Source organism: Arenibacter troitsensis (assembly GCF_900177645.1).
Classification (GTDB): domain Bacteria; phylum Bacteroidota; class Bacteroidia; order Flavobacteriales; family Flavobacteriaceae; genus Arenibacter; species Arenibacter troitsensis.
Genome location: NZ_FXAO01000006.1, coordinates 217,062 through 240,059 on the forward strand (window position 1 = coordinate 217,062; position 22,998 = coordinate 240,059).

General features: G+C 39.2%; 18 protein-coding genes. 4 read left to right on the forward strand and 14 right to left on the reverse strand.

Annotation, left to right across the window (positions count from 1 at the left end; translation table 11 throughout):
* Positions 1-128: 128 nt before the first annotated feature.
* The 8 genes from B9Y87_RS14830 to B9Y87_RS14865 all read right to left on the reverse strand — a co-directional run bounded on the left by B9Y87_RS14830 (position 129) and on the right by B9Y87_RS14865 (position 13,491).
* Positions 129-1,865, reverse strand: coding sequence for a SusD/RagB family nutrient-binding outer membrane lipoprotein (locus B9Y87_RS14830; protein ID WP_085499759.1), 1,737 nt, complete (start codon positions 1,863-1,865; stop codon positions 129-131).
* 12 nt (positions 1,866-1,877) lie between these two features.
* Positions 1,878-5,390, reverse strand: coding sequence for a SusC/RagA family TonB-linked outer membrane protein (locus B9Y87_RS14835; protein ID WP_176225645.1), 3,513 nt, complete (start codon positions 5,388-5,390; stop codon positions 1,878-1,880).
* A 192-nt stretch (positions 5,391-5,582) separates the two neighbouring features.
* Complete coding sequence (locus tag B9Y87_RS14840; protein WP_085499761.1) at positions 5,583-6,734, reverse strand: FecR family protein; 1,152 nt, start codon at positions 6,732-6,734, stop codon at positions 5,583-5,585.
* Positions 6,735-7,036: 302 nt separating this feature from the next.
* Positions 7,037-7,549, reverse strand: a complete 513-nt coding sequence (locus tag B9Y87_RS14845) for a heme-binding domain-containing protein (RefSeq protein ID WP_085499762.1) — start codon at positions 7,547-7,549, stop codon at positions 7,037-7,039.
* Positions 7,550-7,840: 291 nt separating this feature from the next.
* A complete protein-coding gene (locus tag B9Y87_RS14850) occupies positions 7,841-9,202 on the reverse strand; it encodes a GH1 family beta-glucosidase (protein WP_085499763.1) in 1,362 nt (453 codons plus the stop codon).
* A gap of 15 nt (positions 9,203-9,217) precedes the next feature.
* Complete coding sequence (locus B9Y87_RS14855) at positions 9,218-10,213, reverse strand: glycosyltransferase family protein (protein WP_085499764.1); 996 nt, start codon at positions 10,211-10,213, stop codon at positions 9,218-9,220.
* A gap of 37 nt (positions 10,214-10,250) precedes the next feature.
* Positions 10,251-11,111 carry a UDP-2,3-diacylglucosamine diphosphatase gene (locus B9Y87_RS14860; protein WP_085499765.1) on the reverse strand — a complete coding sequence of 287 codons (861 nt, stop codon included), beginning with the start codon at positions 11,109-11,111 and terminating at the stop codon, positions 10,251-10,253.
* 337 nt (positions 11,112-11,448) lie between these two features.
* The gene (locus tag B9Y87_RS14865) at positions 11,449-13,491 is read right to left on the reverse strand and encodes a response regulator (RefSeq protein WP_085499766.1); all 2,043 of its coding nucleotides are present in this window, start codon (positions 13,489-13,491) and stop codon (positions 11,449-11,451) included.
* Positions 13,492-13,946: 455 nt separating this feature from the next.
* Between B9Y87_RS14865 and B9Y87_RS14870 the strand changes: the two genes are divergently transcribed.
* Positions 13,947-14,369: a tellurite resistance TerB family protein gene (locus tag B9Y87_RS14870; RefSeq protein ID WP_085499891.1), complete on the forward strand. Its 423-nt coding sequence runs from the start codon at positions 13,947-13,949 to the stop codon at positions 14,367-14,369.
* Positions 14,370-14,410: 41 nt separating this feature from the next.
* On the opposite strand, the gene fbp is transcribed toward B9Y87_RS14870, so the two are convergent.
* Entirely contained in the window at positions 14,411-15,418 is a 1,008-nt protein-coding gene (fbp, locus tag B9Y87_RS14875; RefSeq protein WP_085499767.1) for a class 1 fructose-bisphosphatase, read from the reverse strand.
* 113 nt (positions 15,419-15,531) lie between these two features.
* Between fbp and B9Y87_RS14880 the strand changes: the two genes are divergently transcribed.
* The 3 genes from B9Y87_RS14880 (at position 15,532) to B9Y87_RS14890 (ending at position 19,168) form a co-directional block, all read left to right on the forward strand.
* Positions 15,532-16,011, forward strand: a complete 480-nt coding sequence (locus B9Y87_RS14880) for a GNAT family N-acetyltransferase (RefSeq protein ID WP_085499768.1) — start codon at positions 15,532-15,534, stop codon at positions 16,009-16,011.
* A complete protein-coding gene (locus B9Y87_RS14885) occupies positions 16,008-17,258 on the forward strand; it encodes an aspartate kinase (RefSeq protein ID WP_085499769.1) in 1,251 nt (416 codons plus the stop codon). The genes B9Y87_RS14880 and B9Y87_RS14885 overlap by 4 nt, the downstream gene beginning before the upstream one ends.
* An 86-nt stretch (positions 17,259-17,344) precedes the next feature.
* A complete protein-coding gene (locus tag B9Y87_RS14890; RefSeq protein ID WP_085499770.1) occupies positions 17,345-19,168 on the forward strand; it encodes a GNAT family N-acyltransferase in 1,824 nt (607 codons plus the stop codon).
* Between the two features lie 40 nt (positions 19,169-19,208).
* On the opposite strand, the gene B9Y87_RS14895 is transcribed toward B9Y87_RS14890, so the two are convergent.
* The 5 genes from B9Y87_RS14895 to B9Y87_RS14915 all read right to left on the reverse strand — a co-directional run bounded on the left by B9Y87_RS14895 (position 19,209) and on the right by B9Y87_RS14915 (position 22,576).
* Positions 19,209-19,700 (reverse strand): GNAT family N-acetyltransferase, encoded by a 492-nt coding sequence (locus B9Y87_RS14895; protein WP_085499771.1) that lies wholly within the window; start codon positions 19,698-19,700, stop codon positions 19,209-19,211.
* Positions 19,701-19,827: 127 nt separating this feature from the next.
* Complete coding sequence (locus B9Y87_RS14900) at positions 19,828-20,283, reverse strand: NINE protein (RefSeq protein ID WP_085499772.1); 456 nt, start codon at positions 20,281-20,283, stop codon at positions 19,828-19,830.
* 53 nt (positions 20,284-20,336) lie between these two features.
* Entirely contained in the window at positions 20,337-20,723 is a 387-nt protein-coding gene (locus B9Y87_RS14905; RefSeq protein ID WP_085499773.1) for a VOC family protein, read from the reverse strand.
* A 104-nt stretch (positions 20,724-20,827) separates the two neighbouring features.
* On the reverse strand, positions 20,828-21,766 hold the full coding sequence (locus B9Y87_RS14910; RefSeq protein WP_085499774.1) for a 2-hydroxyacid dehydrogenase: 939 nt from the start codon (positions 21,764-21,766) through the stop codon (positions 20,828-20,830).
* A gap of 204 nt (positions 21,767-21,970) precedes the next feature.
* Positions 21,971-22,576, reverse strand: coding sequence for a helix-turn-helix domain-containing protein (locus tag B9Y87_RS14915; RefSeq protein WP_085499775.1), 606 nt, complete (start codon positions 22,574-22,576; stop codon positions 21,971-21,973).
* Positions 22,577-22,998 lie beyond the last annotated feature (422 nt).

Consider the following 22,998-nt stretch of genomic DNA (forward strand, 5'->3'; position numbering starts at 1 on the left):
CAGTCTGCTCCAAGGTATATTAAATAATCCTATCATCTTTACCATCAACAAGAATACTTACAAAAAACCAAACCTGTATGCGTACGGCAAACAGGTCTGGAAAAAATTTCAAACGAATTAGATTTAGATTATTGCAGCAACCACATTTTAGACCACTGATTGTTCTCAGCAGGCTGTAATTTATCTATGGCTTGCAACATATTCTCTTCATTAAAAGGATCATCATAATAAAACCTAACAGGTATCTCTTGTCCCTTAGTCCCTGCTATAATATTGACACTTAAATTAGGAAGTCCTGTTCTACGCCAATCAAACCATGATTCTGGAGTAAGCCATTGAGAAATCCATTTTTGGTGCATAATAGGTTCCATTTTATCTGCGGCATCATTAAAGATCTGTTGAGTCCGTGCCATATACACTCCTTGATCAAAAGGAACAAGTGTATTGTTCGCTTTATCATACACCGCAGATGGATCACCATCCGAAATTCCATACTGCCCCATTGACAATTGAATGCCTCTATTGTAATAATCCAAAGCGCTATTGGATATCCACCCTCGTACACTTGCTTCAGCCAAAATAAATTGTACCTCAGCAGCATTCATTAGTACTGCCTTTACCAATGGATTGGCATCCTCCGCATACATTTCAGTTAGATACGAAGCGTGAGGGTTTGATGCTGCGGCAAGATAAACACTTTCATCTAGAGACGCAATTACCTCATTAGCATTGATCCCATCCGCAAATTTCTGAAATTGGTTAGGATCCGTTAAGGCAACTGGCAAACCAACAAAAAGGGAGGTATCAATATTATTCTCCTTATTTTCATCATTATTTATTGCGTTAATATCTGCTGTAGTATAACGTTTTAACACGCCATCTTCCTGTACAATTTCATCAGTGGCCCCCTGAAAAATTTGAACATCTACAGGTCGCACCCAAGACGTTAATCTTGGATCGCCCAGGGCAGTCAAATCATCAACAATAGTAGCTGATGGTTTTCTACGATAAAATTCAGAGCGGTTACTACTTCTTAAGGGACCTCCGTACCAACTGTTATCGCTATTGGTACCCACAAATGCGATGGCCGCATTGTCGTCATTGTTTACTAAGATAGGATATTCTGCACTATTACCCACTAGGGCTAAAATTTCTGCAGCCGGATTAATATCGATACCTCCCTTTTCTGATAAACGCATATAATACCTAAGGCGTAAAGAATTAGCAAGTTTACGCCACTTTAAGGCATCCCCTTGATACACAATGTCTGCATCCGCCACTTCTTGTATAACCCCAGCTCCTGTTAAAAGAGTATTTGCATGTGCCAAATCGTTTATTATTCCCTTAAAAATGGTCAGTTGATCATCATATGCAGGTTTAAAAAATTCATCTCCACCCTTTTCTGCTTGGAGGGCATTTGTATAAGGTAAATCCCCAAAAATAGACGTTAACATCCCATACCAATAAGATTTCATGATAAGCGCAACTCCCTGATAGTAATCTTTAACCTTCCCGGTTTTTTCGTTATCAGCCCTTTCGAAGATATAGTCACTATCTTTTAAAGGTTCGTAATAGCCAGCATAACTCGCTGCCTGCCAGTTAAAATTAAATCGGTCATAACTTGTAAAGTCGCGTTGCAAATATTGGGTCGTAGCAGTAATCTCAGCCGCACCCATATTAAGGTCAGCAGTTATAGTTGCAGATTGGGATAAAATACCGGTCAGCACAAATTTTATGTCTATCTCAGTATCTGGTAAACTATTGGGACTTACATTTATCTCCTCCAAAGATTCTGAGCACGATGTAGCAAAAAGTACTACCATAGGCAGTAATATTGCAAATATGTTTTTCTTTATTCTAGTCATCTTATATTATTTTTAGAAACTTATGTTTAGTCGAAGGCCTACAGGAATAGTCCAAGGGGCCACATTCCATTTTTCAAAGCCTTGGGTTCCCTGATCATAGGCAAGCTCAGGGTCGATTCCGATACCGGCTGCGGTCCAAAGCATAACATTCTTGGCATATACGGATATGGCTACATTATCAGCCGAGATAAACTTGGCAACCTCAGCTGGTAGTGCATAGGTCATGGTGATGTCTCTTAATTTAACAAAAGATGCGTCGTACATAAAAGCATAACCGGTTCTCCAATAACTACCGCTAGATTCAACCACTCTATAGGCGTCAAATAATTTTGTGCCAACATCTCCGAAATTTTCGGTGTAGGTACCATCACCATTGTCTATTACCCCAGGAAAGAAAGCTCCATTGTAATTCCCGTTAAATTCAAAACCACCTAATTCTTCATTTCGGCCACCAACCCAGACATCGTTGTCTCTATAAATAGGGTTAGATTTGATTTCATTGGCCAATGCGGCACCGTCAGGAAAAGAATTAGCATTTAGGATTCCCGAAAAGGTACTTGAACTGATTCCATTTTGCCAGTCCTCTATTTTTCCAGAACGTGCCATTCTCTTCATGGATTCTGAGAAGAAATCCCCACCTTGCCTCCAGTCGAAACTAGCAGAAAGGGTAAAGTTTTTATACCGAATAGAAGTGTTCATCCCAACAGAAAAATCGTTGTTGAAATTTCCTACCTTAATCTGATTCTCCCGAGCTCTATCATCCACCCATCTTCCATTAGAATCCAATAGATTCCATCCTGCATACTCGCCTTCTTCTACTTTCTTTATATAAGGAGAGTACATGTCCCCAATGATTCCTCCTACTCTTGTAAAAGCACCACCATCTGTTCCTCCACCAAAATCAACACGGTCAATACCGTCAACCAATTCTACAAGTTTACTTTCCTGTGTGGTGAAATTAAAATTCATGTTCCATTCAAGATCTTCCGTTCTAATAGGAACCATATTCAATCCAAATTCAAACCCATAATTTTCCACATTCCCTGCATTAATGGTCGTACTCGTATACCCCGTAAGTGGTGAAACATTCACATTTAAGATTTGGTTTTTATTTTGAGTCTTGTAATAGGTAGCCTCAAGCCCCAGTCTGCCCTTAAAGAAACCTAAATCAGCACCTACCTCATAAGAAGTAGCTATTTCTGGCTTTAGCTTGGTATTTGGCATACTGCTAGGTAGTGAATAGGTAAAATCATCCCCCCAAAACCCTTGGGTTAAAGTTGGGTGAATTAAATAAGGATCGGTATCCTTCCCTACCTCCGCCCATCCAGAGCGTATTTTAATAAGCGAAATCCAAGATGGCATTTGGAACATTTCAGAAACCAAAACACTTCCAGAAACGGAAGGGTAAAAGTAAGAACTGTTCTCCGTAGGGAGGGTACTGGACCAATCGTTACGTGCTGTTAAATCCAAATAGAGCATATTTTTATAGCCCAATGTAGCCATTCCATATACACTGTATACCGCTTTTTTAAAAGTTCCATTACTGTATTCCAATCCTCCTCTGGATACATTTGAAAGGGTAAACAACCCTGGAAGAACCAAATTGTCACCTCCAGAACTATAGGTATTAACTTCGCTATTCAATATATTTCCACCTACAGAAGGAGATATACGGAAATCACCAAATCGCTTGTCATAGGAAAACAAAACATCTACGTTAGATTCCTTAGAACTACTATTATCTAGGTTATATGCCCCAGTTGGTTTAGTGGTTCCCCCACCAAACCCCTGAAAAGACCATGGTTTTAAAGTTTCCACTTTATTGTAATTACCACTGTAGGCTACACGGGCCATAGCATTAAAATTTGAGGTAATTTCCCAATCCAGCTTAATATTTCCAAAACCACTTAACTTGTCAAATTTGTTTTTCCTTTCATTAGCGGAAAACCAAGGGTTGTTATACCCATCCGTAACATTTCGTTGCTCAACGTTCGGTGTTTCCCAATAGTCTCCTTTTAGGTCATTGATATTTATATGTGGCGCGATGTTGAATAAATCAAAATACTGATCATCACCACCTAGGACTTTAACTGGATTATTATCAGAATTCGGGTTAGAAACATCAAAATTTGTGGAAACGGTTACATTATCCGTTATTTTGTAGGTCGTATTAAGTCGGAAACCAAGCTTTTGAAGCTCAGTGCCTGGGGAGTACCCTTCTCCTTTCAAATGGGATACTGCCAATCTAAAGCTACCCTTGTCATAATTCCCACTTATACTAGCATCATTTATTGTGGTTACACCTGTCCTAAAGTAGTCTTTCTGCGGGTCCTTATAAAACTTTAAAGGCACTGCTTCACCATTGCTATTCCATTGTACCGCAGAACCGCCTTCTCCCGGACCATACCAGTGTTGCCATGTGGCTTCATCAAAAATACCTCTTTGCCCGTTGGTAAATTGATCCTGAGTTTCAAAATATTTATAGGGTGTATTTAATGTGACTGTTGAGGAGAATGAAACCCCAATCCCCTTTTTAAGACCTTCACCAGATTTAGTAGTAACAAGGATTACCCCGTTTCCTGCTCTGGAACCGTAAAGTGCAGCTGCACTTGCTCCTTTTAATATGGAAACACTCTGAATGTTCATAGCGCTTATATTGCCTAAAACCGCAGTACTCCCTACAGGTGAACCATCTACAACAACCAAAGGCTCATCATTTCCAGACAAAGAAGTTCTACCCCTGATATAGACATAGGTTTCCGCATTTAGGTCGTTACCAGACCTTCGAATGTCCAACCCTGAAACTCTACTGGACAAACCGCCCAACGCATTTTCCTGGGGAACAAGGTTTATTTTTTCACTGTCAACCTCGCCTACGGCATAGCCCAAGGCTCTCTTTTCTCGCTTCATTCCTAGAGCAGTCACCACTACTTCGTCTATTTTTTGAGCGGAAGGATCCATTATAACATCTATATTGGTATTATTGCCCACAACAACCTCTTTCGTCTCCATTCCAATATAGGAGAAGACAAGAACGGTTTGCGAATTAGGTACGGCAATACTAAAATAGCCATCAAAATCAGTAACCACCCCTTTAGTAGTTCCTTTTATAACGACATTTGCCCCAGCTAAAATCATTCCATCACTGTCCTTAACGATCCCTTGAACTTCCGATTGTATCGGAGTATCATCGGTTTTAAATGGAACACTTTTAATGTCTTTATTCTCGTTTCTTTTTAGAATAATATGTTTGTCCAATACCTCATAAGACACATTGGTATTGAGAAAAAGTGTATTCAATATAGTCCTAACCTTTTCTTTGTTCACCTTAAGGGTAACAATTTTACTTATATCTACATCTTTTAAATTGTAAAGAAATTTAAACTCTGTATGGGATTCAATCTCATTTAGCACCTTTTCAATCGAGACCTCTTTGAGATCCAGGCTTATTCGCGTGTTTTGTGCATAATTATTGGCCCGTATATTAAATAAGGCAATGAACAGCAAAAGGGTAGTTAATTTCATTTTTAAGCTCAGTTCCGTAGGACATAGAAGCCTACTCCTAATTTTAAGAAGGATTTTCATATTTTTGTATTGATTATTTAGATGAGTATTTATTTGCTCATTGGTATTTAGCTGGGAGATGTTCGCGCATCTTCCAGTTTTTTTGAACTTGATTTTTAGTTTGTTTTTTTTAATTCATACAATAATCTAGTTTTAGTTTATAGTTATTTTTTGATTTTCAATCGTATAGGTAAACCTATAGCTTGTCCTAAAGGAAGCGAAGATTTGCTCCATTAGCTCGTCCTTGTCAAAACTGGCACTAAAATATTGTTCGCCCAGTTCCTTATTATTATTTACAATACTTACATTGTAAGTGCGCTCTAATTTTTTAATGATATTTTTAAACTGCATACTTCTGAATACCAATTTCCCCGATTTCCAACTGGTGTAAAGAGAGGTGTCCACTTCATCCAAAGTTATGTCACCACTGGAATGGTCATATACTCCCCTAAAGCCAGGCTTCATGAAAGTGGTAATTGCCGGCCCATAAACATCGCCACTGTATAGGCCAACAGACCCATTAACCAAAACTGTAGTTACCTGACTATCTTCGGGATAAGAAGAAAGATTGAATTCCGTACCTAGGACACGGACCTTTAAATCGGTAACATTGACAATAAATGGATTAATACTGTCTTTTATTATTTCGAAATAAGCTTCACCGTTCAAGAATACCTCTCTTGACTTGCCCGGTAAAAATTTCACAGGATACTTTATGGAAGAACCGGAATTAAGAAATATACTACTGCCATCGGACAGGACCAATTCAAATTGTTTGCCATTGGGGATATTTAGTTGATTATGGATTAGTTTTTCCGGATCACCGCCTTCATTGTAGTTAAGCGTATTTCCTTTTTGCACTCCCACCTCATTTCCTTCTGCATCGATTATCTTTCGCTTACCATCTTCCCTAATGACCTCTATGTTTCCGTTATCCAATTGAAGTGTAATCTGGTTGGGCTCAATTAGTTCTTCTACATTGACTTTATTGAATTTTTGATTGAAAAAATAACTAAATCCTAGAAGCAAAAGCAATACTGCAGCAATTTTTAGTAGGAGTTTTGGGTACAAACTGTTAATGCCTGGTTTCTCTTTCTGGATTCTACGCATCAATTCTTCCTTCCTCGGCTGATCATCCATTTTATTGAGTCCCATATTGATTGCATAGTGCAATAGTACATAATCATTGAAGAGCTCCTTGTTCAAAGGATCTTCCAGCCAATCTTCCAACTCTTGTAGTTGTTTAGCCGTTGCCGTTTTATCGAGGTATTTAAGTATACCTATTTCTATATTGGATGGAATCATGCTTTGTGATATATTAGTACGACGTAGCCTAATTGGAATACCCTAGGTTTTTAATAAAAAAAAGAAATTTATTTTTTCCATTATAACTCGGACATAAAACTATGGTCACTACTTTTCGGTAGTGACCATAACGTTGCCCTTATTAAAAAAGGATTAAGATTTCGAAATATTGATTTATTTCAATTGAAGAAATGTTGGCCGACCTCTTAATTCAAATATCGAAGACTCCGGCGCTACTTACTAAAGACACACCGGGATTATCTGGGAACAATGGCCACTCATTAAGGCCGCATCCTAAATTTTTATTTAGCCGGGAATTTCCCCGGCCTCGGCTTCCTTACCAAACTATCCGCAGGATAAGTGGCCTTTAAGTATGCCATTTGTGCTTTGGACCAATCCAAAATTTTGTCCTGTTGGTCTTGGGTGAGATTGGCCTCAGGATGAAGTCCGAAATAAGTATATGACGGAATTGGCATTTCCTTTTCCTCCACCATTTCTACTATTTCTTCAAATTTGTGGTATTGGATGGCCAAAGGCAACTTGGTGAAATTGGAAAAATTTAAATGTCTTTTACCGTCCACCAAATGACTGTTCAAGAACCAGGCTACCGGCTGCACCTTGGAATACCAAGGGTATTCGGTCTTATTGGAATGACAATCATTACAGGAAACCTTCAACAAATGGTTTACATCCTCCGGAACTTTAAATTTAGTGGAAATGTCATATGTAGTGTCGTTGGATTCATTTTTTTCGGGTCGGATAAACTGGATCAGGATGAATACTACACCCAAGCCCAACAAAATTTTTTTTAGCATAATAAAAAATATTGGTTAATGATAAATACAGCGAATTATGAAATATCGGTGATGTACTAAGGTAATATATTTTTGGTTTTGAAGCGCATTTCGGAAAAAGGCTTAATAATTAATACTAAACTAACCCATTGAATATCTTAAGATAACACCGGAAACAATCATAAAATATATTTTTACGGCAACCTAATAAAGGATACGTTCTTATAATTTGATTTGAGTTAGCTACTCCAAACCGATGGTCTCATCGGTTTTTTTGTTTTTAACAATCAGCGCTGTAATTGGCCAAAAACACTACCTAGTGCCCAAAAAATGGCTGAACCATTTTCCGGATGACTTTATAATTCTTTGCTGATTATTAAAATCTACGTATACCAGCCCGAATCTAGGGTAATACCCTTCCGCCCATTCAAAATTATCGGCAAACGTCCATACAAAATACCCGTCTACCTTTAGCCCTTCCCTTTTCGCCCTGTATACCTGCTCCAAATAAGCCTGTAAATAGGAAAGTCGCTCTTCGTCGTGTACCCCACCTTGGTCGATTTCATCAGCAAAGGCGGCTCCGTTTTCTGTAATTATTATTTTATTTACACCCTTGTAGCTATTAAATCTTTCTATCATTCTAAAAATACTGGGCGGATATACTTCCCAGTCCATTAGGGTAGCCTTGACCCTGCGCTTACTTGCCTTTACAATTTTGGCCCGGACATAGGGAACAAGATAGGAATACCTTACTTTTTCCCTAGTATAATTTTGGATTCCCACAAAATCAAAATCAAATGCGGAGTTTTCGGCGTCTCCTGGTAATATATAGGTCTGTATTCGTTTTAAAACTGGAATTGTATCCCATGGGTACCCCATTCCCAAAGAAGGTTCTATAAAGAGGCGGTTAAGTATGGCATCTACCCTTTCTGCCGCCCTTAGGTCCTTGCGATTATTCCTATAAGGTGATATCTGGGAACATGAGAAGGTAGTCCCAATATTGGCATTGGCCACCAATTTTCGTAAAATCCTACCTCCTGCAGCCTGACACAATACAGCGTGGTGCACGGAGGGCAAAAAATTTCGTAAGCCTTTCCTACCTGGGGCATGTACCCCTAAAAAATAGCCCGCACCCGTAAAGACCATAGGCTCATTCAATACCATCCAATTTTTGACCCTATCTCCAAAACTATGGGCACAGACCGTTACATACTCCTGGAACCACTGCACTATATCCCGATTGGTCCAACCTCCTTTTTCTTCCAGGGCAAGGGGTAGATCCCAGTGATATAAGGTCACCCAAGGTGTTATACCACACTGTAGGCAAAAGTTGATTACATCATTGTAAAATTGGATTCCTTTATCGCTAACGATTCCTGTTCCCTTAGGTAATATTCGGGACCAAGATAAGGAGAACCTGAAGTGCCCCATATTCATTTTCTTCATCAAGAGGATATCCTCTTGAAACTTGTGATAGAATTCACAGGCATCATTACCGTGCTGATTTTGATACGTATTTCCTTTTTTAGAGGTAAAATCGTCCCAAATGGAGGGTCCTTTATCATGTATATTGTACGCGCCCTCTATCTGATATGCCGCAGTGGATACCCCCCAAATAAAATCATCCCCAAAGTCATTCGCTTGCAAATCAAAATAATCCGAACTATTCAACATAATAACTAAGATTGCCTAACCAAGAACTGCCTCTTCAAGCAACTGGTCAATAATCTGTTCCGTGATATTAGGATAATTTACCACTATTCTTTCCTCACTGTCCACCCACTTTCTTAATTTGTCCAAATGCTTATTCTTAAGGGATTTGATTACTGGCACCCCCAGTTCTTTCAAGGCGGCCGAGTTGCACTGTTGTTCATATTGCCCCTTCATAGGGATTACCATCAACTTCTTGCCCAGATACAAGGCTTCTGCAGGTGTTTCAAAACCCGCTCCGCACAATACCCCCTTGGCGGTGACCATGCTAAGCACAAAGGCTTCGTTGGTTATAGGCCTAATGCTAATATTTTTGCCAAAAAATTCCACCTTATTATGTTTGGAAAAAACTTCCCATTTTATATCGGGAACCTCAGAAAGGATTTTCAATATCCTGCCATCGCTATAAGAAGGCAGATACACGGTATAATGATTCCCTTCCCTTGTCGCTGCCGTTCTAATATCATTTCTTATGATAGGGGTATAGATCCTTTCCCCATAAGCCCTAAAATGCAGGCCGAACTGCTGGGTAGTGGGCGCATAATTTTTTAGGATAAATTTGCCCATAAGGTCATTTTTGTCGGGTTTTGGGGAATTGGGGGAAAGTACCGCTGCTTGATGGCTAAAACTAACTGAAGGCTTATTTTTTAGTTTACAGGCCCATGCGGAAACCGGCTCAAAATCGTTTATGACCAAGTCATAATTATCTATGGGAATACTTTTTATCTCCTTTTGCAATCTGGCGGCATTAGACTTAAGATAGGTCCTCCATATATTCACATTTCCTTGTTTGCCAAAAATAAAACTAAGTCCTTGAAGCCGATATTTTACAGGATGTGGAATCTGTATATCGGCCTGTATTCCGCTTACAAGGATATCCAATTCCAATCCTTTTTTCTGTAGTGCCGGAATAACATCGCGCGCCCTACTCAAATGACCATTGCCAGTTCCTTGGATGGCATATAGTACCTTCATATTTTTAGTGTTTTATAAGATCAAATGGATAGCATACTCATTTGTTCCCTGTGGAGGTCAAAAATTGGAATTCCCTTACCAAATTTTGAAAAAGTTGGTTTTTATCCAGAATTTCCATGGACTCCATTATATTATCATCATCATTTATAACCTTAACATCCTCCATATAGTGGTATAATTTCCACTCCCCATCGTTATATTCCAAACTTGTTAAATTCTCAATCCAATCCCCGGAATTAAGGTACATAACAGACCCCTTGGAGGTAGATATTTCCTTGATTTCTGGCTGGTGGATATGCCCACAGACCACGTAATCATATTTATTCTCAATAGCAATATCGGCCGCAATCCGCTCAAAATCGTTTATAAATTTAATGGCCGATTTAACACTGTTTTTTATCTTTTTGGACATGGAAACGGGGCCTCTTCCCATTCTTTTACTGCAATAGTTTATAGCACTGTTCAACAAAATCAACATATCATAACCAGTAGCGCCCAGCCTTGCCACCCATTTGGAATGTTGCATGGTAACATCAAAAACATCGCCGTGAAACATCCAAGCCTTACTACCATTAATCTCCAGTACCACTTTGTTGACAATACTAAATGACCCCAATTTAAAACCTAGAAATTTCCTTAACATTTCATCATGGTTGCCGGCCACATAATGTACGGGGATTCCATCCGCTACCCATTGCATCATAATCTTTACTACCTTCATATGGGATTTGGGCCAATAGCGCTTGCTAAATTGCCATATATCGATTATATCGCCGTTTAAAACCACCTCCTTGGGTTTAATAGACTTTAGGTATTTAATCAATTCCTTGGCATGGCATCCGTAGGTGCCCAAATGCACATCGGATAAAACCACCAGTTCCACAGGTCTTTTTTTCATGTAGTAATATTGGGTCGGTTTATTATTTGAAACTTGAAAGTAGAGCAAGAGGACCTCAATCCCAGGTATACGAATTTGACTATGTTGGCCAATATTGAATTGGAAATAATTTTCATGCACAGAAAATCAATATAAATTCAAAGATTGACAATTCAGGCCTATAACAGGCTAAAAACGACTTTAAAATTAGGTTATATGATTGTTAACAGACTGTTTTTCAAGTATGCCGAAAAACGGAACATGTAAGTGATTTTCCAAGAAAAGAGAAATCTTGTAAACTGTAAAAAGGCAAGAGCAGTTAAAATAGTCCGATGGCAAGGAATGGCATTAAACCACACTAAACCCGAACAAGATATTTGGACAAATTTTGTCTAAGTTTATCAAATGTAATTGGTTTGGTAAAATAATCGTTCATACCAACTTCTTTGGCCCCTTGGATGGTTTCCTTGGTGACATCCGCAGAGAAACCAATAATTACAAGGTCTTTTTGAGTTTTCCTAATTTCTTCTGTAGCTTCAAAACCATCCATTTCGGGCATATGGATATCCATAAAGACCAAATCGTATTGGTTTTCGGACACTGCCTTAACCGCCTCTTTTCCATTGCCCACCCAATACGTATTAATTCCAAAGGCATCCAAGGTCTTTTTAAGTACCACAACATTTACCTTATTATCGTCCACGATCAGAACCTTGAATCCGGTCAAATCTATACTATTGGAAATAGGTTCCTTGGTTTTGGGCTGCATCTCGGTAATGGGAAACTTAAGGGAAATCCTAAATTCCGTTCCAACATCTTCCTTACTTTCCACTTCAATATGACCTTCCAACAGCTCTATTAGAAGATAGGTAATGTACAGCCCCAGACCACTCCCTTCATGTCTTTTGGTAATACCTGAATCTATCTGTGTAAACCTATCAAAAATGGTTTTTAGCTTATTTTTCGGAATTCCGATTCCCGTATCCCTTATGCCGATAGCAATATTTAGATCACTATTTAGTATGGTCTCTTCATAGGTGATGTCTATACCACCCTCTTCCGTAAACTTTAGGGCATTCCTCAAAAGATTGGTGAGAATCTGACCAAATTTCCCTAAATCGGCAATAATATGGGTTTTGGAATCGGAATCAATATCCAAATTGACATAAAGTCCCTTGGCCTCAATACTCGGCCTATAAATACTAATTAAATTCTGTAACTCTTCCGATGGCGAAAAGACATCTTTTTTAAAGCTTATTTGTCCAGATTCAATTTTATCTATCTCCAATATATCGTTCACCAATAGAAGTAATTTTTTGGAGGAGACATCCATCAAAGAAAGGTATTCCATTAAGGAATTATCTATTTTGGACTCTTTAAGAACTTCAATAAAGCCCATAATAGCATTTAAAGGCGTCCTAATTTCATGGCTCATATTGGAGACAAACTCAGTTTTCGCCTTGGAAGCCTTTTCCGCCTTGGTTCTTTCTTCCCTTAAACTTCTATTGGCGACCCGGAGTTTAATATTTAACTCCCTAAAACGTGTATTTTCATTTCTGGATGATTGATAAAAATATATCAACAAACTCATAAGTACGGATAATAAAATCCCAAAAATTAAAATACTGGAAGAAGATTTGTTCCTTTCGGCCAAAACGTTTTTATTGCGGGGCATTAAATAAAAGGTCCACACCTGTTTGTCATCCTGGTCTACTTCATAAGACCTAACATAGACCAAATCGTCGCTAAAATCGCTAATAGACGGGTCGTTGAGACTATAAAAAGTGGTTCCCTTATCATCCTTTATTTCAATGGCATAATTGTCCAATCCAGCAGACAACATATCAAAAGTGTTCGTAAAATCCATTCCTGCGGTAATGGTTCCCTGAAACTTTCCCCCAAAAAAGACAGGCACATCGATCAATATGGAATGTCCTCCCTGTATCAATGGTATCCAAGATGTTAGGTTGGTAGTGGAATCCCTTACATGCCGCTCCCATTCATCACGGCGTGGATGGTTGTACAAGTCTATACCTACTACTGCCTCGTTGCCCTTATACGGTACAATCCTCCTGATAACCAAGGAACTATCTATCCATTCCACAAATTTAAAGGATTGATCTTCTTTTAGGATGAGTTCGGCATCCTTTTCCCAATACTCAAAATAATCACCATCGGTCATTTCCAACCTCTCCATAAGATTCTCAAGGACAATGATGCTCTTTTGGCCAGAGGACAAAAATCCCTGGGATTGGATTTGCCCATTCACCTCAATGTCTTTCTTGAGCAACTCCCTATTGGAATCCAAAGAGTTCTTCCAAAGAGCCAATACAACCAGCATCAATAGAACAAAAACAGAAAAGGGATATATTATTTCTTTCTTTGGAATTTTAAAGGACATATTAGGCGCGCTCTATAACTATATTAATACAACCAATGATTGATAGAGTCAAAGATATCATAATAAATAAAAAAACACCTCTTTTTATTTGGCCATAATAGAAGGACTTTAAAAAACAGCCAACCCCAAGTTAAAATGATGCTTACAAATTAACAATTACACTTCCTAAATACTATTAATCAGACAATTACACTCAATCAATAAAGGTAACCGGACATTACCCAAGTACTGTTGACCATCCGGTATTGTCCAGGGTAAAAGTAAAAAACCCTAGGTCTACCATTTTATAATATTCCCTAAAATGCATGGTACAAAGAGCCCACAAAAACCGACCAATTGTACTCCTAGCTCAATAGCCATAACTATGGGGAAGAAATCCACTTGGAAATAATTATAGAAATTTATAAATAAACTTTTCTAAAAATTTATCTTTGCTCCAAATAAATAAAATGAATATGTCTTACGTAGATTTATATAGTAGTGGAGCACATAGAAGAAATTTGGCGCATTTTGCTTCCATAGCTACTTTGGCCGCCATTGATGGGGAAATAAACGATAAGGAAAGGGAATTATTGGACCGTTTTGCCAATAAGCTTGATATTACCGAGGACGAGTATAAAGAGGTTATGAAATCTGAAAACAAATATCCTATTAACCCACCTGCCAGTTCCGAAGAGCGGTTGGAAAGGTTATACGATCTGTTCAGAATTATTTTTGTTGACAATGTAATTGATGAGGAGGAAAGAGCCCTTATTACCAAATACGCCATAGGTTTGGGATACAGGTCCGAAAGTGCGAATCTTATAATTAAAAGATCTATAGATATATTTTCAGGAAGAATAAGTTTTGAGGACTATTTGTACCTTCTAAAAAATTAATATTTCCAATAATATAGAAAAGGAGCTTTTGGCTCCTTTTCCTATTTTGAGGCCTGCATAAACTCCTCGGCCTTTTCCACCATTTTTTTACTTCCACAAAAGAAAGGTACCCTTTGGTGCAGTTCTGTGGGTTTGATATCCATAATAGGACCAAATCCATTACTGGCCTTACCTTTGGCCTGCTCTGCAATAAACGCCATTGGATTGCATTCGTAGAGCAATCGCAATTTACCCTCTGCCGCTATACTACTCTTTGGATATAAATAAATTCCACCCTTTATCATGTTTCTATGAAAATCGGAAACCAAGGAGCCAATATATCTTGAAGTATAAGGCCTATCCCCTTCCTCCTTTTGGCAATATTTGATATAATCCTTTACACCTTGGGGAAAATGCACATAATTACCTTCGTTTACAGAGTAAATTTTTCCGGTCTCAGGAAACTCCAAGTTGGGATGGGAAAGATAGAAAGTTCCCAGGGCAGGGTTTAAGGTAAATCCGTTTACCCCATCACCAGTGGTATAGACCAACATGGTGGAGGTTCCATACACAATATACCCGGCCGCTATTTGCGCCCTACCGGGCTGTAAAAAATCCTCCAGTGAAACAGGGGTGCCTATTGGGGTAACCCTTCTGTAAATAGAGAATATGGTTCCCACAGAAACATTTACATCTATGTTGGAAGACCCATCCAAGGGATCTATCAGTACAATGTATTTATTTTGATGCCGCTCATCACTACTGTTAATACTGATAAAATCATCTTCCTCCTCTGAAGCGATCCCGCATACAATTTCGCGATTAATCAAGGTCTGAATAAATTTTTCATTGGCCAAAACATCCAATTTTTGCTGGTCCTCGCCCTGAATATTGGTATCGCCGGCCGCCCCAATAATATCTACCAGTCCTGCCTTATTCACCTCGTGGTTTACTACTTTTGCCGCCAATCTAATGGCGTTTATAAGTTTGGAAAGTTCTCCTGAAGAATATTGAAAAGACGATTGGTTTTCGATAATGAATTCCCCTAGGGTGGTATTTTTTCTATGCATTGCAAAAGCTTTGTTTATTTGAGCACAAATATCGGTTAATTTGTGAAACTACAACGTTTTCGTAAAATATTGATTTTTTAAATTTATAACTTTGTGTTTTATTTGTAACAATTATGGAGTACAGTATTCGAGATGCCGAAGCCAAGGATATGGTGCAGGTACATAAGTTGATTAAGGAATTGGCCATTTTTGAAAAGGAAGACAATGCCGTAGAGGTTACGGTAGCCGATTTAACAAGGGATGGCTTTGGAAATAACAAATTATTTCATTGTTATGTGGCGGAAGCCGATGGGGCTGTGGTAGGAATGGCGTTATTGTACAATAGATATTCCACTTGGAAAGGTCCAATTATACATCTGGAAGATCTAATAGTTACAGAAGCCATGAGGGGCAGTGGACTGGGTGCGGCCTTATTGGGAAAGGTAGTGGAACATGGATACCAACTTGGCGTTAAACGCATTAGCTGGGAAGTTTTGGACTGGAACGAACCTGCCATTTCGTTTTACGAAAGTAAAGGGGCCAATGTTTTGCGCGATTGGAATGTTGTCCATTTGGACGAAAAAGGAATAAAAACATTTTTAAATAAGTTATGAGGGTTTTTAAATTTGGAGGAGCATCGGTAAAGGATGCGAACGGTGTAAAAAACGTTGTAAAGGTTTTAAAGGAAGTAGGTCACAACAATACGCTCTTGGTGGTATCGGCCATGGGGAAAACGACCAATGCAATGGAAGATATAGTTAACGCTTATTTTAAGGATAAATCCTTATTACCGTCGGCAGTGCATGAAGTTATTCAATATCACGACAATATTCTGAACGACTTGTTTCCTAATGACAAGCATCCTGTTTTTGCCAAGGTAAAAACACTTTTTGATGAAATACAGGGCTTTTTGGTATGGAACAAATCTCCTAAATATGGGTTTGTTTATGACCAAGTGGTGGGGTATGGAGAATTGGTTTCCACCACCATTCTCAGTGCCTATTTAAATGAAATTGGAATAGCCAATCAATGGTTGGACGTACGAACTTTGATAAAGACCAACGATGATTATCGGGATGCTATCGTAAATTGGGAGAAGACCCAACAAAATGTCACGGAAAAAGTGGACAAGCGCAAATTAAATATTACCCAGGGCTTCTTGGGCAGTGACGACAATAACTTTACCACTACCTTGGGCCGTGAGGGTTCCGACTATACCGCTGCTATTTTGGCCTATTGCCTAAACGCAGAGGAGGTTACGATTTGGAAGGATGTACCCGGAGTTTTGAACGCGGATCCCAGATATTTTGAAAAAACAGAATTGCTGAACAATATCTCTTATCGCGAAGCCATTGAATTGGCTTTTTACGGGGCTTCGGTAATTCACCCAAAAACTTTGCAGCCTTTACAGAGAAAGGAAATACCCTTACATGTTAAATCTTTCATCAACCCCAAGGATAAAGGCACAACAGTTGGAAAAGGTATAGGGATAGAACCCAAGGTTCCCTGCTTTATTGTAAAAAAGAACCTAGTGCTCATGAAACTTTCCTCCCTGGATTTTTCGTTCATTGTGGAGGATAGTATCAGCGAACTATTTAAATTATTGCACGATCATCAGATGAAAGTGGACCTGATCCAAAATTCAGCCATTAGTTTTTCCGTATGTGTCGATAATAAATTTGACAAATTGGACGAACTTTTGAATCTTTTAAAAAGTAGGTTCAAAGTAGTTCATCATGAGGGCGTTTCCCTATATACCATTAGGCATTTTAACACGGAAGCCTTAACCAGTCTACAAAATGGAAAAGAGATCCTACTGGAACAACGCGGTAAGGAAACGGTGCAATTGGTGGTTCAATAGGGCGGTCATTTAATTAGTTGGAAAGTATAATTAAGGATAGCTGTAGCGATTTTCCTATCTTAGCGGTTACCAAATTACACTAAGGTATGGGTTTAGTAACCGCAAAGGAAGTAGCGAAGGCTATTAACCTGGATAAATACGGCTTTCTCGGAACGTTTATTGGATGGGTGCTTATGAGAGTAACCAAAATCTCCAGTATTAACCAATTTTACGACGAACACAAGCATTTGGATGGACTGGACTTTTTGGATGCTATTTTAAACCATTATGAAATAAAATTCGAAATTCCAGAGGAAGATTTTAAACGCTTGCCCAAACAAGGATGCTATATCACCATATCCAATCATCCGCTTGGTGGGATAGACGGAGTGCTCCTATTAAAATTACTTTTAAGCCATAGATCGGATTTCAAAATAATCGCCAATTTCCTGTTAAACAGGATAGCGCCCATATCCCCCTACATACTGCCCGTAAATCCATTTGAGAACCACAAGGACTCCAAGAGCAGTATTTCCGGATTTAAGAGTGCCATGAAGCATTTGCAGGAAGGGCACCCTTTGGGAATTTTTCCCGCAGGGGAGGTTTCTACCTACAGGGATGGAAAATTAATTGTGGACAAACCATGGGAGGAAGCCGCCCTAAAACTTATACGACGTGCAGAGGTACCCGTGGTCCCCATTTATTTTCACGCTAAGAACAGTAGGTTGTTCTATCGTCTATCCAAGATAAGTGATGTATTCCGGACGGCCAAATTACCTTCTGAGGTAACCACCCAAAAGAACAGGATTATAAAAGTGCGTATTGGGCAACCTATTTCCGTACAAACACAGAACGAACAGGAAAACTTGGCAGAATTTGCCGATCTTTTAAGGCGCAAGACCTATATGCTTTCCAATGCCTATGAGAAGGAAAGACTATTGGATCAGATTCCTACCAGTCTAAAAATACCGAAAGCCCCACGAAAAATAGCTACTGCGGTACGTACGGAAGTGATACAGGAAGAAATTGAACGTTTAAGGGAAAAAGACTGCAGGCTCTTACAAAGCAAAAACTATGAGGTCTTTTTGGCCAAGGCAGCAGACATGCCCTTTATTCTTAAGGAAATAGGCAGACAGCGTGAAGTTACTTTTAGGGCCATAGGGGAAGGCACCAATAATGCCATTGATCTGGATAAGTTTGACAATTATTACCGCCATCTATTTCTATGGGATGACGAGGACAAAGTAATTGTTGGTGCCTACCGGATGGGTATGGGCTCGGAAATATTTGAAGAATACGGAATAGACGGGTTTTACTTACAGGACCTGTTTCGATTTGAACCTGAGCTCTACGGCATGATGTCCAAATCCATAGAAATGGGCAGGGCCTACATTATTAAAGAGTACCAACAAAAACCAATGCCTTTATTCCTTTTATGGAAAGGTATTGTCCATACTACCTTGCGGTTCCCGGACCATAAATTTCTTATAGGAGGGGTAAGTATCAGTAACCAATTTTCCAACTTTTCCAAGTCCTTGATGATTGAATTTATGAAAAGTAATTATTGGGATCCCTATGTGGCGCAGTACATTAGGCCCAAAAAGGAATTTAAGGTAAAGCTCAACGATGCAGACAAGGACTTTATTTTTGATGAAACTGAAGCCGATCTTAACAAATTTGATAGGCTCATTGAAGAAGTGGAGCCAGGGAGTTTACGACTACCTGTATTGATCAAAAAATATATTAAACAGAATGCCAAAGTGGTAGCCTTTAACGTAGATCCCTTGTTCAATAACTCGGTGGATGGTTTAATGTATATTAAAATAGCCGACCTTCCGGAAAGTACGGTAAAGCCCGTTATGGAAGAGTTTCAGGCAGAATTGGAACGGAAATTGGCCGAGGGGCAACAGGATGAAGCCAACCCCGCTTAGGATTACCTTGTTGAGGCAATCTTAAAGCGGTCTTATGGCACTAATCCACCCCTACAACAGTACTTCTTCTTTCAAAGAGAAGATTGTCCTTCCAGACATTGTCCAGCTTGCCTACGCGCTCCCTTTTGCCTATAAAACGGAATCCCATTTTAAGATGTAATTCCACACTCCCCTTATTTTCCGGAAATATACCCGATTGCAGGGTCCATAAACCCGCTTTTTCACTTTCAACTATCAACTGCTGCAACAGCATTTTACCCACACCTTGACCCCTACTGCCCTGTCCTATATAAACACTTACCTCGGCTACACCACCATATACACATCTGCTGGATACTGGGGAAAGTGCTGCCCAGCCCAATATGGTTTCCCCATTAACGGCCACCAATCTTCCTAGCTGAAGATGACCTGCATCCCACACCTCAAAGGAGGGGACCTCTTTCTCGAAGGTAGCAAAACCAGTATCCATACCCTGCTGGTATATATGGGCAACTGCTGGCCAATCGCTGTTTTTCATAGTGCGTATCTCCATGAATATACTTTTTAGAACAAACCTAGGTCTTAAAAAGACCCTTGGTTTAGCATTTCAATTTATCGTAATATTACGATTAATATTGATAAAAAGAAAGTCGGATCAAAAGAACCCGACTATATTTTTTTTAGAACCAAGGTTTCTTTCCTACCTGATAGGTATTGTAGAATTCCTCATCGCTCTTGGTTAGATAAATAATGCCTTCAATAAGACCAATAATTGCCATAGCCATTACAATAAAACTCCCAATAATCAAACACATAGTCGCATAACCTATAACGGTTGCTACCAACATAATTATCCCCTCCTTTTGATATCCAAGTATAAACTTATGTACCCCTAATTGCCCAAAGACAATGGCAAGAACCCCTGCCAGAATTTTTTTATTATCCCCTCCGGCACTTGCCAATCCTTCCTTAAATTCATTGGCTGTTTTTTTGGCCTCCTGACCAAAATCTTTGGCAGCCTCTTTGGTATCATCGACAAATTCCTTAGCCGATTCCTTAGCTTCACTTGCAAACTCTTTTGCAGATTCCTTGGCGTCTTTGGCCTTATCTCCTAAATCTTTGTTTTCTTCTGACATGGCAGTGTTTTAGTTGATTAATAATGGAACTAAATGTAATAATTATTTTCTAATCAAAGAAACGCTTTATCATTGGGTTCCCACAATTCCAGCTTGTTACCATCCGGATCCAAAATCCAACCGAATTTGCCGTAATTGTACTCCTCTATTTCGCCTACAACAGTAACACCTTCCTGCCTTAAAACTTTGAGCAATTCCTCCAAATTCTCCACTCGGAAGTTCATCATAAACGGGGATTTGCTAGGTTTAAAGTAATTGGTATCGTCCTTCATGGGGCTCCATTGGGTTGAACAGTCCTGCCCCTCTTTGTCCTTCCACCAAAAAGTACAGCCATACTGATCCGTGTTGAGTCCCAGATGTTTGTTATACCATTGTTTAATTGCATTTGGGTCTTTGGTCTTAAAGAAAAACCCGCCCAATCCTGTTACTCTATTTTTCATGATCTTCTATTTATATTATCTCAACTTAAAAAGGCAAGTGCACAGTACAACAGCACAATGACCCTATGGCCTAAAAGATCTGAATTAGAGGCTGCAGGCCTTGCCTAGCAGAATTTTTCCCTAATCTTGTCCACCACTGTCTGGGCCAATTTTATTTTACTCTCTACTGTCCATCCGGCCACATGCGGTGTTAGGAGCACATTATCGGCATTGATCAAATAAGTAAAGGCCTCGGGCAATTCTGACCCGCTGAACATATCTTCAAAAGATTTTTTCTCATATTCCAACACATCCAATCCGGCTCCGAGGACCTTGCCCTCTTTTAATGCGGAAACAAGGTCTTCCGTAACCACGCATTTCCCCCTAGCGGTATTGATCAACCAAATGGGATTCTTAAAATCCTTTAGAAAATCGGCATTGATCATATTGATGGAGGACGGAGTTTGAGGCACATGAAGGCTAATGACCTCCGACCTTTGTTTAAATTCCATAATCCCAACCTGTCTAGCGTTCTCATCACCAACACCACCTACAATGTCATAGCATATAACTTCCACATCAAAGCCCTTTAATTTTTTGGCAAAGGCCTTGCCCATATTGCCATAGCCAATAATGCCAACCGTTTTGCCTTCCAGCTCTATACCACGGTTTCCTTCCCGGTCCCATTTCCCATTTCTTACTTCCTTGTCCGCCTTGTTCAATTTATTGAAGAGGGACAATACCATTCCCAAGGTGTGTTCCCCAACAGCATTCCGATTCCCTTCCGGGGCGGCGGCTAAAAAGATTCCCAGTCGCTTGGCATGGTCGGTATCTATGTTTTCCAGACCGGCTCCCAAGCGCCCTATAAACTTAAGGTTGACCGCCTTATCCAAAAAAGCCTCGTCTATAGTGAACCTACTTCTGATGATAACACCATCATAATCGGCTATTTTCTTTTCAATTTCCGCTTTGGAGGAGGTATAATCTTCATCATTTTGAAACCCCAGGGCATTGAATTGCTCAATGATCAGTGGGTGATTTACATCTAAATGGAGAACTTTCATAAACTTAATATTATGTGGCAAAGATACACGACCGCTGGACTAATAGAAACATGAAACCGGACTATTTTCGGGTTTAAATACTGGGACAAACTATAAATACTATCTGTTTGTTCACAAAAACATTAATTCTAATGTAGTTATTCAGACAAAGCGAAGTATGTGAGAAAAGGTACTAGGCCATAGGCCATGCTCACAATAACTACATCATTTTCTTATGAAATTAATTTTGGGAAAATACCTGACCTCTTTATCCTTGGCAATTAAGACGGTGTTGAAAATTACAAATACGAGATTAAACAAATACATAAAAATTAGAAAGAACATATTGAACCTCACACTGGAAAGTATGCTACTTGCAGAAACAACTCCATTTGTTTCCCAATAATAGGCCATGTAAACAGCATTTAACAGAAACCCAAGAAAAAGCAATACTGTCCAAGTAATTTCAAAATTGATAATATCCCTACCTATCTTATTGAGGTCCTTTAATTTGTCCTTTTTAGAGATCCACATTATTAATGGCACCAATATTCCAAGTACGGGAAAGAACAGGAATGTAAGTGCAGACAAATTAAGGGCTTTCAAAAATCCCTTGTCTTCCATAATGGTCCAATCCACTAGCTCATTGGGCGTAACATTTAGTGCCTTGGCAATCCTTTTGAGGGTGTCACCGGTCGGTTGGGTTTCTCCATTCTCAATGCGCTGAATTGTTCTTAAACTCAATCCTGAATTTTCAGTCAGTACCTCTTGAGACAAGCCATTTCTCTTTCTTAATTCCTTTACCCTAATTGCTAAATTTCCATTTTTCATTCTTGGTGTTTTAATAATTTAAAACAAAACTAAATCGGATCAGGTTTTGTGGTAACGCCATCTTTGCGCCAACTTTACGTCATCTGTGCCAAATACCCGTATTAAGGCTTTTTATCTAAAAACAAAAATAGTGCACTTCCCTTACGGATCAACCCTAAAAGTTGTGCATGAATTGAAAAGAGATAAAAACAATCCCAAAGATGGTGTTATGTTCATTTTTTGCATCGCCCAAAAAACGAACCAAAAAACGCTAGGCTGATTTTTCTTTTCTTGAAATCTACGGACTTTACACTGCCGCAGCATCCAGGCCGCTTTCACTAAGGTGAAATGCTCTTTGGACGCCTTCCTTAGGCCGATGTGTAAACTCCTTGATTTACTACTAAAATAAAAATAGGCCGAAAACCAAAACGAGAAGCTTGTCG

Excerpts from the sequence above, each read along its gene's own strand:
- B9Y87_RS14840 (WP_085499761.1), bottom strand. The coding sequence starts at position 6,734 with ATGATTCCATCCAATATAGAAATAGGTATACTTAAATACCTCGATAAA.
- B9Y87_RS14890 (WP_085499770.1), top strand. The coding sequence starts at position 17,345 with ATGGGTTTAGTAACCGCAAAGGAAGTAGCGAAGGCTATTAACCTGGAT.
- B9Y87_RS14905 (WP_085499773.1), bottom strand. The coding sequence starts at position 20,723 with ATGAAAAATAGAGTAACAGGATTGGGCGGGTTTTTCTTTAAGACCAAA.
- B9Y87_RS14915 (WP_085499775.1), bottom strand. The coding sequence starts at position 22,576 with ATGAAAAATGGAAATTTAGCAATTAGGGTAAAGGAATTAAGAAAGAGA.
- B9Y87_RS14885 (WP_085499769.1), top strand. The coding sequence starts at position 16,008 with ATGAGGGTTTTTAAATTTGGAGGAGCATCGGTAAAGGATGCGAACGGT.
- B9Y87_RS14910 (WP_085499774.1), bottom strand. The coding sequence starts at position 21,766 with ATGAAAGTTCTCCATTTAGATGTAAATCACCCACTGATCATTGAGCAA.
- B9Y87_RS14865 (WP_085499766.1), bottom strand. The coding sequence starts at position 13,491 with ATGTCCTTTAAAATTCCAAAGAAAGAAATAATATATCCCTTTTCTGTT.
- B9Y87_RS14845 (WP_085499762.1), bottom strand. The coding sequence starts at position 7,549 with ATGCTAAAAAAAATTTTGTTGGGCTTGGGTGTAGTATTCATCCTGATC.
- B9Y87_RS14900 (WP_085499772.1), bottom strand. The coding sequence starts at position 20,283 with ATGTCAGAAGAAAACAAAGATTTAGGAGATAAGGCCAAAGACGCCAAG.
- fbp (WP_085499767.1), bottom strand. The coding sequence starts at position 15,418 with ATGCATAGAAAAAATACCACCCTAGGGGAATTCATTATCGAAAACCAA.
- B9Y87_RS14830 (WP_085499759.1), bottom strand. The coding sequence starts at position 1,865 with ATGACTAGAATAAAGAAAAACATATTTGCAATATTACTGCCTATGGTA.
- B9Y87_RS14860 (WP_085499765.1), bottom strand. The coding sequence starts at position 11,111 with ATGAAAAAAAGACCTGTGGAACTGGTGGTTTTATCCGATGTGCATTTG.
- B9Y87_RS14835 (WP_176225645.1), bottom strand. The coding sequence starts at position 5,390 with ATGAAATTAACTACCCTTTTGCTGTTCATTGCCTTATTTAATATACGG.
- B9Y87_RS14855 (WP_085499764.1), bottom strand. The coding sequence starts at position 10,213 with ATGAAGGTACTATATGCCATCCAAGGAACTGGCAATGGTCATTTGAGT.
- B9Y87_RS14895 (WP_085499771.1), bottom strand. The coding sequence starts at position 19,700 with ATGGAGATACGCACTATGAAAAACAGCGATTGGCCAGCAGTTGCCCAT.
- B9Y87_RS14880 (WP_085499768.1), top strand. The coding sequence starts at position 15,532 with ATGGAGTACAGTATTCGAGATGCCGAAGCCAAGGATATGGTGCAGGTA.
- B9Y87_RS14850 (WP_085499763.1), bottom strand. The coding sequence starts at position 9,202 with ATGTTGAATAGTTCGGATTATTTTGATTTGCAAGCGAATGACTTTGGG.
- B9Y87_RS14870 (WP_085499891.1), top strand. The coding sequence starts at position 13,947 with ATGTCTTACGTAGATTTATATAGTAGTGGAGCACATAGAAGAAATTTG.